Here is an 11,973-nt window from a genome sequence, read left to right on the forward strand (position 1 = left end):
AATTCCCAAAGCCTGAAAAATCTGCATTTGCGCCCTGAACGCATAATGCAACTGCTCCTGGCTGCGCGCCGTTGAAATCTGCCCTTCATGCCGACGGTAAAAACCAAGGACGTGGTCCGCATTGGCAAAAGCGATATGGGGATGCCGCAGAAATATTTTTATATAAAGCTCATAGTCCAGAGCACAAACCATTTTTTCGGAATACGTTATGCCATGCTTGGAAAACAATTCCCCGTCAAAAGTTACAAAGGGGTGCGCCATAGGCGCTGTAAACAGAAGTTTGGCTTTGATTTTTTCTGATTCCAAGGGAGTATTGAACAAATGGGCCTCTCCGGAAGGATAAAAGGCCACAAAGCGGCAACCGCAAATGCCAATAGTGTTGTCAGCCTGCATAATCTCAAGCTGCTTTTCAAGGCGTTCTGGCGCGCAGATGTCGTCCGCATCCATGTGGGCCCAAAACCGGCCCCGGCAGAGCTCCATAAGCCGGTTAAGGCTCCGTGCGATGCCCATGCACTTTTCATTGCGCAGTACGCGTATGCGATGATCCTGCACGCTCATCATGACGTCATACGTTTTGTCCGTAGAGCCATCATCCAGTATGAGCAGCTCAAAATCGTCCACGGTCTGGGCAAGCATGGAGCGCATGGCCTCTTCCACATAGTTCTGCACATTGCGCCCGGCAACAAAAAACGACACCAGAGGACTGCCGCCGGAACGGTGAATACTCTTCGGGGCACTTTTACTATGGCCGCTTTCCACCCCTGTCATGTATTTCTCCTTGTAGGTATCCTTCCGGGCATGTGAAAATTTCGCTTCGGCCCCTGATAACATGCAATTCCAATACCAGCCATAAATGTAAAGGGGCCGCCCGTATACGGGCGGCCCCTGCGTGCCTCATAAAAACTTGCCGAGGTACAGACTACCCCGCAGCCTTCTCCAGCCGCGCCAGGGATTCTTCCTTACCTAGAAATGCCATAATTTCATTAAGATGCGAGCCGCCCATAAAACCCATAAGGGCCGTGCGCAGGGGCGGAGCCACTTCCTTGAACTTGAGACCATTGTCCGCCACATAGGCGTTGAGGGCAGCCTCGAGACTTTCAGCCGTAAAGGGCTCGCAAGCCGCGAACACTGTAACCAGTGCGCGCAGATGCGCCTTGCCGCTGTCCGTCAGATGTTTGGCAGCGTCTTTTTCAGCGTATTCCAGCTCTGCAGCATTGACCAGCAGGGGGCGGAAGCTTTCAGCCAGCGCCTTGAGGTTGTTGGCGCGCTCGCGGAACATGAGGCACAGGGGTTCCAGCCTTTCCTGCGACAAGACGCCAAGGCCGGCCTGTTCCACAAAGGGCGCTGTCAGCGCAGCCAGCTCGGCCAGAGGCATTTCACGCATGAAGTGGGCGTTGCACCATTCCAGCTTGGCAGGGTCAAAGGCCGCAGCCGCAGGATTGAGGTTGCTGCCGTCAAAATATTCCACCAGTTCTTCGGGCGTGAACAGCTCCTGATTGCCGTGGGACCAGCCAAGCCGCACCAGATAGTTCACAAGAGCCTGCGGCAGCAGGCCGTCCTGCTGATACTCGATGACGGCGCGCGCCCCATGACGTTTGGAAAGCTTCTGGCGGTCAGGACCGAGAATCATCGGCACATGGCCGAAGCGCGGCACAGGCAGGCCCAGAGCTTCATAAATAAGAATCTGCTTCGGTGTGTTGGAAACGTGGTCGTCGCCACGGATCACATGAGTGATGCCCATATCGTGATCGTCCACAACCACGGCCATGTTGTACGTGGGCATGCCGTCGGCACGCCGGATGACCATATCATCCAGTTCACCCACATCCACCGCGATCTTGCCCTTGACCAGATCGTCAAAAACAACCTTGCCCGCAAGCGGCGCTTTGAGGCGCACGCAGCGGCCTTCGCCGGGACCGAGATCACGTGTGCGGCAGCAGCCGTTATAGCGCGGCTTGAGGCCTTTCTGCCGGGCCTCTTCACGCATGGCCTCTACCTCGTCAGGTGTGCAGGAACACCAGTAGGCGTGGCCGTTTTCCAGCAGCTTGTCCACATAGGTATTATACAGGTCGGTGCGTTGCGTCTGATAGGCCAGATCCCCGTCCCAATCCAGACCGAGCCAGCGCATGGAGGCCAGAATGGAATCGGTGTATTCCTGCTTGGAGCGCAAAGTGTCTGTATCTTCAATGCGCAGGTGAAAACGGCCGCCGGAATGGCGGGCCAGAAGCCAGCAGAAAATGGCGGTGCGTGCGCCGCCGATATGCAGGTGTCCAGTAGGGCTGGGGGCAAATCGTGTAACCACTTGCGTCATGTTGCTATCCTTGACTGAGCTTGTGAGACAAACAGGCTGTTTCCCGTCTATCTCGTATATTTATTAATCTTTCTGCAAAATAGTTCCGGCAAACCGTACTGCTGGATGCCCGCAGCCAGAGGCAACGTTCTGGACCCGGATGCAACCGGATACACCCGAATGCAGCCGGACGCATCGCGCGGTTCACAAATTTCGGATGTCTGTAATGTTAGCGGCTTCGCGCCTTTCATCGCAGGTGCGTGCAAGGCGTTTGAGGGTAAGGGTAAGCTCCCTTACATCGATGGGTTTGGTCAAATGGGCGTTCATACCAGCCTGAAGGCTGCGCTCGGCGTCGCCACGCATTGCATAGGCTGTCATGGCCACAATAGGCACATCTACAGCGCCGGGCAATCCGCTGGCCCGGATCTCGCGCGTGGCGGTATAACCGTCCATAACTGGCATCTGAACATCCATAAGAACAAGGTCAATTTCACCCACATGCTGTTGCCAGGCATCAAGGGCTTCCTGACCGTTGCTCACGGCCATGCACTCAACTCCCATACCGCTGAGCAGCACTTCCATAATTTCGCGGTTTATGTCCCCGTCTTCAGCCATCAGTACGCGCAGCCCCTGCAGGCAGGCAAATTCCACCTTGTGATCGGCCTCGGCCAGATCAGGGGCAAACATGTCTTCCTGCCCCACGCCAAAAGGCAATTCCACCGTAAAGACGCTGCCCTTGCCGGGCTCGCTCTGAACGTTGATGCGGCCGCCCATAAGTACGGCCAGGCGGCGGCAAAGCGCAAGCCCCAGCCCCGTGCCGCCGAACCGGCGGGTAATGGACGTGTCTGCCTGGGAAAAAGGCGTAAAAATACGCGCCTGTTCTTCCCTGCTCATACCAATGCCTTCATCGCTGACGATGCAGGCCAGAGTGACGTTATTAACTTTGCGGCGCACCAGCTGAAAGTCGATGCGCACCGTGCCGCGTTCTGAAAATTTGATGGCGTTGCCGCCCAGATTCAGCAGTATCTGACGCAGGCGCAGGGCGTCGCCCATCAGGGTTGGCGGTATACGCGGATCTATGTGGCTCTCAAGCGTGCAGTTTTTGGGCTGCGTGCGCGGACGCAGCAGGGCAAGCACTGCCTCAAGCTCTTTTTTGGGCTGGAATGGCAGGTTTTCCAGCTCCATATGGTTGGCCTCAATCTTGGAAAAATCCAGAAGATCATTGATAATATCCAGCAAGGACTCACATGTGGAATGGATTTTTTCCACATAGTCCCTCTGCTGGGCATTGAGATCCGTATTGAGCACCAGATGCGCCATGCCCATGATGCCGTTCATTGGCGTACGTATCTCATGGCTCATGTTGGCGAGAAATATGCTCTTGGCCGCGTTGGCGGCTTCCGCACTTTCCTTGGCCTCACGCAGCATTCGCTCGTGCTGGCGGTGCTTAGTCACATCGCTCACGTACCCGGCGATGCGGGGCTCTTCCTGCGTGCCCACCACTTCATAGGCCAGGGCAAACCAGCAAAGGCCGCGCCAAGGGTGGTTTACCCGAAGCTCCACATGCTCCTGAAAGCCCACAGTCCAGCCCTCAGCACGGCAAAGGTTGCGCCAGCGCTGCCTGTCTTCAGGCAGGATGCGCTTTTCCATAACCTCAAGCCGTTCTTCAGCGCCAGCGCCTTCACGCAGGCCAAACTGCTCGTAAAAAACCTCGTTGCAGGTAAATTCCAACTTGCCCTTATGGCGTCCCAGTTCGAAAACACCCAGCCAGCCCAGGCGGCAGGCCAGTGAAAGCCGCGACAGACTTTCACGCAATGCCTGATGGGCTGCATGCAGTTCGTTTATGTCCTGATGGTAGCCTGCAAGACGCAGGACCTTGGCGCCTTTATGGGAAACACGCCTGCCGCCGCAACGCACACGAATGGAACCCAACTGCGGATGGTTGTAGGAGTAGCGCATTTCGCGCATTTCAGTGTGCTTTTTAAAACCCTCAAGGGTTTCCCAGATGCGGTTTATGTCGCGGCTGTCCACATGACTGCGCCAGAATTCCGCACAATCTTCGGGACTGATATCATCGGGCACACCCAACAGGCGGCGTGTAACTGCGTTGGTAAGCAGGCGCATCTGCCCGGAAGCCACATCGCGCTCAAGAACCCAGAGGCCAACGCTGGCTGCAGCCATGGCCTCCTGTCCCCACGAAAGTCCTTCCCCAAAGCCCTGCTGTGCCTCTAACACCATCGTGCCTCCATAAACATGATGTGCGCAGGCTAGCGCTTTTGGCCCGGCAATACAATGCCGTTTTGCGTTGGCGTCCCGGAGCCTGCCATCTGTCTGCCCTTGATTTTCACGGCTTCAGCGTGAAATGTCAGAACATTGTCGTTTGTTTGACTCCCTGCTGGCTTGCGCGCCGTATGGCAGGGTGCTAATTTGGACAGCTGTACGGACATACCGAATATTCTGCAACAGGAGGGGGCAGCGCCCACGCGGGCCTGTCGTCTGCCTGTAAATAAGGAAGGCACATGAACAACGCCAGAGTTGTTATAAAGTACGGCGGGCACGCTATGGACAAGCCCGAGCTTTGCACGGCTTTTGCCACTGATCTTGCCCAGCTTTCGTCTCAGGATATGGGCTTTGTGGTTGTGCACGGCGGCGGGCCCCAGATTTCCGCGTTACTGGCGCGCCTGAATATTGAAAGCCGCTTTGAAAACGGCCTGCGGGTTACTGACGAAGCCACAATGGAAGCCGTGGAAATGGTTTTGTGCGGTCAGGTAAACAAGGCCGTTGTGGCCTCCTTTGCCGCGCACGGAGTACGGGCGGCGGGCATTTCCGGCAGAGACGGCAACTTGCTGCGCGCTGTGGTAAAAAATCCCGCTTTGGGCCTTGTAGGCGAGATAGAGGCTGTAGACCCTGCCCTGCCCCTCTGCCTGCTCCAGGCGGGCTTTGTGCCTGTTGTGGCTCCGGTGGCCAGTGGCCCCGAAGGGCAGGCGCTGAATATCAATGCCGACACAGCCGCAGGCGCTCTGGCCGGAGCTTTAGCGGCCGATTATTTTGTGCTTATCTCCGATGTGCCGGGCGTGCTCGATGCCGAGGGCAGGCTTATTCCCGCCCTAACCCGCGCAGAGATAGACAAACTCCGCGCAGAAGGCGTCATTACAGGCGGCATGATCCCCAAGGTGGAATCCTGCCTGCACGCCCTGGACGCAGGTTGCCAGCGCGCGCTTATTCTTGATGGCCGCGCGTCCTCAAGCTTGCGCCGCTACCTGCTGGACGACGCCCCGCTGGGCACTGTTGTTGTGGGCTAACCGCACGCCAGACAAAACAAAAGCGGCAGCCGGAATTCCGGCTGCCGCTTTTTCTGTGTAACGTTTTTCAAAAACTGTTTTTACTGCACAATGCCCACAGTCTGGGCAATAAGCACACTCCAGCCATCAGGCAGGGGCAGCTTGCCGTCCAGCGCAGAAGCATTGGACGCATGCACATAGTTGCCCAGGCCCGCCGAGGCGCAGAACAGGCCCGCGTTCTGGTACAGCGAGCCCACATGCATGCCCGACCATTTGTTTTCCGCCGGAGCCGCAAACAGCAGCACCAACGAACCGCCGCCAAGCTTGGAGCGCCAGTCTCCGTCCAGAACCTTGACCAGGGTGTGGGCGGGCTCATAGCGCCACACGCCGTTTTCCAAAGCCACAAAAACCTGCACTTCCTGCCGATTCAACGCTGACGGGGCGGTACGGCGTCCGTCTTCCCGGTTAACGCCCCAGGTGGCCCACAGCAGGTCACTCAGTTGCTGCGCGGGAAGCGGTGCGCCGCTGAAGCCTTTTTTGGTGGAATGGCGCTGGGCAAAAGCCTGCATAAGCGGCATGCCTCCGGTCTTGTCAGGTGCGGGCAGTTCCATGCGCGGGGCAGCGGCATCAACTGAGGCGGCGTTGACGGGGGCTGCGGGAAGCAAGGCCAGAGAAGCCAAGGACAGACAAAGGGCAAGGTTACGTCGAATATTGCGGATCATAAAATACTCCGTGGAAGAGTTGCTGCCCACGAGCGCTCAAGGGCATTCCCCAAATGACCGGGCAAGCAGAGCAGATCATCCATGAAAAGCTAAATATTACGGGGTTGGCATTCAGCCCAAAATATGCGTCCCGGCTGAACCCAGGCCATGTTGCAACGGGCGGCCCTTTCTTCTACCGGGCGTTGTAACGCTGAACATGTGCAATGCCCTGAAAGGGCCGTGTCTGAAGTATGATGATCTTTACAAAATCTTTCAAGCAGCGCCGAGACAGGTGTGCCGCGCTTCTGCGCCCCACGCACAGGGCCTGTGGGTGCCCCATATGCTTCAGACGTTGCTGGCCCCGGGATGCAACTATATGGAAAATCTGCCGGAATGGTTATCTCAGGCCCTCAAAGTTGGGGCAGGATAAAACACGGCCATAAGGCTGGCACAAAAGCAAGGCCAGCGGGGCGTTGCGGCTGAAAAGACTGTGACCAGATGCGCCACGGATCAGGAATTTTCCACATCCAGCGGATGAAATTTTCTTCCACTGTCGAGCAGGTGTTCAAAATCTTCAAGGCTCATTGGGTGCGCGTAATAAAAACCCTGTGCCTGAATACGGCCCAACCGGGACAAAAAATCACGCTGCGAAGCATTTTCAACACCCTCGCACAAAATCCCCATATTCAGGTCTTCGGCAAGGCGCACGACGCTGTTGATGATACTTTTGTTGGTAGGAGCTATTTCCCCTGTTCCCAGGAGTCCCCTGTCGATTTTAATAAAATCGAAGGGCACGTCCTTGAGCACGTTAAGGCTGGAATAACCCGCACCAAAATCGTCCAGCCAGATGGAATAACCAAACTGCTTGAGCTGACGCACGCTTTCACTAATTTCTTCGAGCTTTTTTACAAAGACGCTTTCGGTGATTTCCAGCCCCACCCAACGGGGGGCAAGGTCATGCGCCTGCACCAGAGAATGAAATTCCGATACAAAGGTAGGATTTCTGAAATGCTCGCGCGATATATTCAGGGATACAGGCACCAATGGCTTGCCGGACTGCTGACGGCGCTGCATGTGCTTGCAAACCTGACCATAAATGGTGAAATCCAGGCTGGTTATATCGCCAGACTCCTCCAGAAGAGGCACAAAACTGTCGGGCATTATGATCTTGCCGTCAGGGGTGCGCATTCTGGCCAGAGCTTCGGCGCCCACCACGGTTCCGGTGGCAATGTCAATTTGTGGCTGGAGCAAAAAGAACACGCCCCGGCTTTCCAGCGCCTTGGCGATGTCTTCATAGAGGCTCTGCCTTTGCAGGCGGCAGACTTCCATAGCTTCGGTGAAGATTCCACAGCGTGAACGCAGCGTAGGCTTGAGGTCCCGCCGCGCCTTGTCTGCCCGGCTTACCAAAGGGTGCAGACTTTCCGGCGTGCCCTCCACAGCGCAGATGCCGCCCACAAAAGCCAGATGGCTGCGCGGGTGCAGGTTGCGTTTTTCTGCAAGAAACTGCTCGCCTTCGGACACAAGTTTTTTGGCCATGCCCTGCAGGCTGATGTCTGGAGGAATAGTAAAAAGCATAGCGAACTGATCGGCAAAAACACGGCTGCCGCAGACATAAGAGTCGCATCGGCGCAAAAAAGCGGCAAAGGCACGCAACATGCTGTTGCCCGCACGTTCGCCATAGATGCGGTTGAGAACCTGAAATCCCTGCATGTCGGCGTGCAGAATGCCAAAACGCCGCCCAAGGCATTCAGTGCGCACCACTCGCAAGGCCTGTTGCAGAAATGATTCATACTGCATGAGCCATGTGGTGCGGTCATACTGTTCCATACGGCTCAGCAGACGACGTATCTGGCAGCTTTCCCAGCTCTTCAGGTTGATTTCTGATCCGGGATCGCCTTCTGTCGGGTCTGAGGGCCACGCATCGCCCTCGAAGAGCCCCCCCGCTCCATCCTCCAGAAAGTGCATGCCTCCCCCCTTTTCGGTCCGGCGCAAAGACCCCACAGTGGTGTCTTTCTACAATTCTGGGCTTGGCGAGGCTATCTCACTCTGAAATATTTTGTAAAGAATTTTCTATGGTTGTAGAAATAGCTATCACTAGCTCTTCTGGCCGCGGCGCACCCACCACTCTTTTTCAACGCGTCCGTACCACCACCTGTTGTGGTCGGTGCGCAACACTACTTGGGCCAGTTCTTCAGCCGCCGGACTGCGCAGACGCTTGACCGCGCTTTCAAGCCATTGCGCGGCAAAAGCATTGCCCTTGTCCAGCTCTGCTTTGAGGTTGCAGATAAGATCAAGCTGGTCTGCGTCGTGGGCCAGGATTGACTCCGGGCTTGCGCTCGCATCCAGTTCATCCCAGAGAGGCAGCACATCGCCCTCAAGGCCGGTTCCTTCCACACAATCTTCCAGGGCACGCCGGGCCTGGCATTGGTCGTAACGATGATTCACATAGTTGAAATCGCCCGTGCGCGCCTCGTGCAGATCATGAAACAGGCAAAGAAAAGTAACCTTTGCCGGATCAATGCCGCTCATGCGAGCCAGCACATACCCTATGACGCTGACCCGGTACGAGTGTTCGGCCACGTTCTCCTTACCGGAGCCAAGAAAGGCATACCCGGTGCGGGGCGTGTGCCGCAGCATTCCAACCTCATTAAAAAAATCTGCAATGCGCTCCAACTGGTCAGGATTGAAGGCCTTTGCAGCTGCCCGCTTGTCTGTGTCGCTCATGATAATTCCGGTAATGTGATTGGCAGAATTTGAAGGCCAGCAAAAAGGTCACTCCAGACCGTATTTACGCAGCTTGTTATGCAGAGTGGCACGGGTAATGCCCAGGCGGCGCGCGGCTTCACTCTTGTTGTCTCCAGCCTGCCGCAGCGTTTCTTCAATGGCCCTGCGCTCCACGGCATCAAGAGGCATGCCAGCCAGTGAGGCATCCGGCTCCGCCGGGCGCACGTCCTCCTGAACTGCACAGGACAGCATGGAAGGCAGTTCGCGCCCGGTAATAAGGTCGCCGTGACACAGTATGACGGCACGCTCCACCGCGTTTTCCAGTTCGCGCACATTGCCCGGCCAGGAATAGCGCAGCATGGTGTCCAGAGCCTGAGGCGAAAACCCGCGCACGACTTTCCGGTTGCGGCTGGCGAAGCCTTCAAGAAAATGCGCTGCCAGCAAAGGAATGTCCTCCGCCCTTTCGCGCAATGACGGCACATCAACGCTGATAACGTTAAGCCGGAAGAACAGATCTTCGCGAAAACGCTTTTGCGCCACTTCCTGCCGCAGATCACGGTTGGTCGCGGCCAGAACGCGCACGTCTACTGTAAGCTGGGTGTCCGAACCTACGCGCTGCACTTCGCCCTGCTGCAAAGCGCGCAGCAGTTTGGCCTGAACAGACAAAGGCATTTCGCCCACTTCATCCAGAAAAAGCGTGCCTCCGTGCGCCTGAGCAAAGCGGCCTTCGCGCCGCCGCTCCGCCCCGGTGAAGGAGCCTTTTTCGTGGCCGAAGAGTTCAGACTCCAGAAGATTTTCAGCCAAGGCGGCGCAGTTCACCGTAACAAAAATTTTATCGGCGCGGGAACTGTGCGCGTGCAGGGCGCGGGCCACCAGTTCCTTACCCGTGCCCGACTCTCCTGAAATAAGTACGGTGGCCTCTGTGGGAGCCACGGTATCTATAATTTCCTGCATGTGGGCAATAGCGCTGCTGCGGCCTATAATGCCCGGCATGGATGCAGTGTTGCTCAACTGACGCCGCAACTCACGGTTTTCAACACTCAGGCGTGAATGTTCGATAGCCTGATGCAAAACGCTTTTCAGGCTGTCAAAGTCCAGAGGTTTGACCAGATAATCATAGGCCCCAAGCCGCAGGGCTTCCACCGCAGTTTCTACGGAGGAGTATGCGGTCATGAGCACCACTGGCAAGGCGGGATTATATTCAAGAATGCCCTTGAGGGCATTTATGCCGCTCAACCGGGCCATACGCACATCTGTCAGCACCACGGCAAAGGCTTTTTCGCGTACCAGGGCTACAGCTTCGTCTCCGTCGGAAGCCTCTTCCACTGCATAGCCCCAGGAACGGAGCATGGTACGCAACATGCCACGATGCGCTTCGTCGTCGTCAACCACAAGAATGCTGTTGCTCACCCTGCCCTCTCCTCCTGATCTGCTCAGAGCACTTTCACATTGAAATTGTCGCTCTGCGGCAAGCAACGCTTGCCTTTGCCAACCTCACATGCCCCGCAACGATTGTCTTCACAAAGCCAGTGCATCTTACCGTACAGATAGTTTACTCGGCAAAACGCCATATAGCTTTATACATACAAAGCGATCTTCTCCTGTGCGGGAGTACCCGTCACACGCGCTTTCTTTTTCTGCGTTCCACAAATGGCGGCGGCTCGGGCGAGGCCTCTGGCAGCCAGATGCGGAAGATGGTTTCCCCCTTTCCATCAGCCTGTGCCTGCCGGGAAGTAACGCTGATCTCGCCATTGTGGGCTTCGACAATCTTGTGCACCATAGCCAGCCCCAGCCCCGTACCTTGCCCCTTGGTAGTAAAATAGGGATCAAAAATATGCGGCAACTGTCGCGGGGGAATGCCTATGCCCGTGTCGCGCACCATAAGGCATACGCCTTTTTTCTGCCAGGCCACGGCCAGGGTCAGCCTGCCCCCGTCGGGCATGGCGTCCAGAGCATTGATGCAGAGGTTCAGCAAAGCCTGGCCCATGCGCTCGGGGTCCACCATAGCCTGCGGCACGCCGCGGGCAACCCTGCACTCAACCTCAACGCCGCGCTTTTCCGTATCCTGCCGGATAAGACGCACCACATGCTCCACAACACCCGTGATGCTGCCTGCCCGGGGAAACACGTCACTGGGGCGCGAAAGCCCGATAAGGTCCATAATGACGCGGTTGAGCCTGTCCACCTCGTTGACCATAACATTGGCCGCGGCACGGTCTTCGCTGCCTTCGGGAAAGCGCTGGCCGAAATATGTGGCATAACCCTTGATGGAGCTGAGGGGATTGCGAATCTCATGCGCCACCCCGGCAGCCAGATTACCAACAGCCGCCAGCTTTTCCTTGCGGCGCACCTCGCCCTCAAGACGGCGCACTTCCACTTCGGCCTTGCGCTGCCGCTGGCGTGATTCACGGGCACGTTCAGCATAATAAAGAGCCAGAAGGCAGACCAGCCCCACAAGCAGGGTCACAGCCGAAAGCATGGCCACATAATCCCGGTTCTGGCTGCGCGTGATCTCAAAGGGCGAAATATCCAGGCCAAGAAATATTACTGGGGTGGGGTATCCCTTGGCCGCATCGGTCATACCGGGTGAAAACTGGCGGTACACGGCAAAAACCCTGCGCCCCTCAAGATGCATGATGCCCCAGCGGGCCAGCATGCCGGGGCCCAGCTCGCGCATGCGCGCCTCGTCCATTTCCACGTCTTTAACCTGTAAAATTTCGCCAAGACGCCCACGGTCGCTGTGGGCCACAATGGTACCGTCGGGCATGGTTACGGCAACAAAAACAATTCCCGGGCTGGCCGCCATTTCTTCCAGCAGCACCTGAAGACGTACCCCAGCCTCGCTGCGCATGCCGGAGCGCAAAATACTTTCAAAGGCAATGATAAATGAAGATCCCTTTTCAGCCAGCAAGCGCCCCATGGCTGCTTCACTGCGCTCAATGGAAATATAGGCAAGCAGGCTTATCATGAGGGCCAG

General features: G+C 56.7%; 9 protein-coding genes. 1 reads left to right on the forward strand and 8 read right to left on the reverse strand.

Annotated features, from left to right (window positions below; translation table 11 throughout):
• From QM579_RS01430 to QM579_RS01440, 3 genes are all read right to left on the reverse strand, one after another.
• Window positions 1-768: glycosyltransferase family 2 protein (locus tag QM579_RS01430; protein WP_414997449.1), on the reverse strand; the 768-nt coding region annotated here is incomplete at its 3' end.
• Between the two features lie 151 nt (window positions 769-919).
• The gene (gene gltX, locus QM579_RS01435; RefSeq protein WP_414997450.1) at window positions 920-2,311 is read right to left on the reverse strand and encodes a glutamate--tRNA ligase; all 1,392 of its coding nucleotides are present in this window, start codon (window positions 2,309-2,311) and stop codon (window positions 920-922) included.
• Window positions 2,312-2,494: 183 nt separating this feature from the next.
• Window positions 2,495-4,528: an ATP-binding protein gene (locus tag QM579_RS01440; protein ID WP_414997451.1), complete on the reverse strand. Its 2,034-nt coding sequence runs from the start codon at window positions 4,526-4,528 to the stop codon at window positions 2,495-2,497.
• A 281-nt stretch (window positions 4,529-4,809) separates the two neighbouring features.
• Here QM579_RS01440 and argB point away from each other — a divergent pair, with 281 nt between their 5' ends.
• Entirely contained in the window at window positions 4,810-5,592 is a 783-nt protein-coding gene (gene argB, locus QM579_RS01445; protein ID WP_414997452.1) for an acetylglutamate kinase, read from the forward strand.
• 80 nt (window positions 5,593-5,672) lie between these two features.
• On the opposite strand, the gene QM579_RS01450 is transcribed toward argB, so the two are convergent.
• From QM579_RS01450 to zraS, 5 genes are all read right to left on the reverse strand, one after another.
• Window positions 5,673-6,293 carry a nitroreductase family protein gene (locus tag QM579_RS01450; RefSeq protein ID WP_414997453.1) on the reverse strand — a complete coding sequence of 207 codons (621 nt, stop codon included), beginning with the start codon at window positions 6,291-6,293 and terminating at the stop codon, window positions 5,673-5,675.
• A 489-nt stretch (window positions 6,294-6,782) separates the two neighbouring features.
• Complete coding sequence (locus QM579_RS01455; protein ID WP_414997454.1) at window positions 6,783-8,237, reverse strand: EAL domain-containing protein; 1,455 nt, start codon at window positions 8,235-8,237, stop codon at window positions 6,783-6,785.
• 129 nt (window positions 8,238-8,366) lie between these two features.
• Window positions 8,367-8,996, reverse strand: a complete 630-nt coding sequence (locus QM579_RS01460) for an HD domain-containing protein (protein ID WP_414997455.1) — start codon at window positions 8,994-8,996, stop codon at window positions 8,367-8,369.
• Between the two features lie 48 nt (window positions 8,997-9,044).
• The gene (locus QM579_RS01465) at window positions 9,045-10,406 is read right to left on the reverse strand and encodes a sigma-54-dependent transcriptional regulator (protein WP_414997456.1); all 1,362 of its coding nucleotides are present in this window, start codon (window positions 10,404-10,406) and stop codon (window positions 9,045-9,047) included.
• Between the two features lie 208 nt (window positions 10,407-10,614).
• Window positions 10,615-11,973, reverse strand: a 1,359-nt coding sequence (zraS, locus tag QM579_RS01470; RefSeq protein WP_414997457.1) for a two-component system sensor histidine kinase ZraS, incomplete at its 5' end; no start/stop codon positions are given.

This window comes from Desulfovibrio sp. (genome assembly GCF_047607245.1).
In the GTDB taxonomy this organism is placed as follows: domain Bacteria; phylum Desulfobacterota; class Desulfovibrionia; order Desulfovibrionales; family Desulfovibrionaceae; genus Desulfovibrio.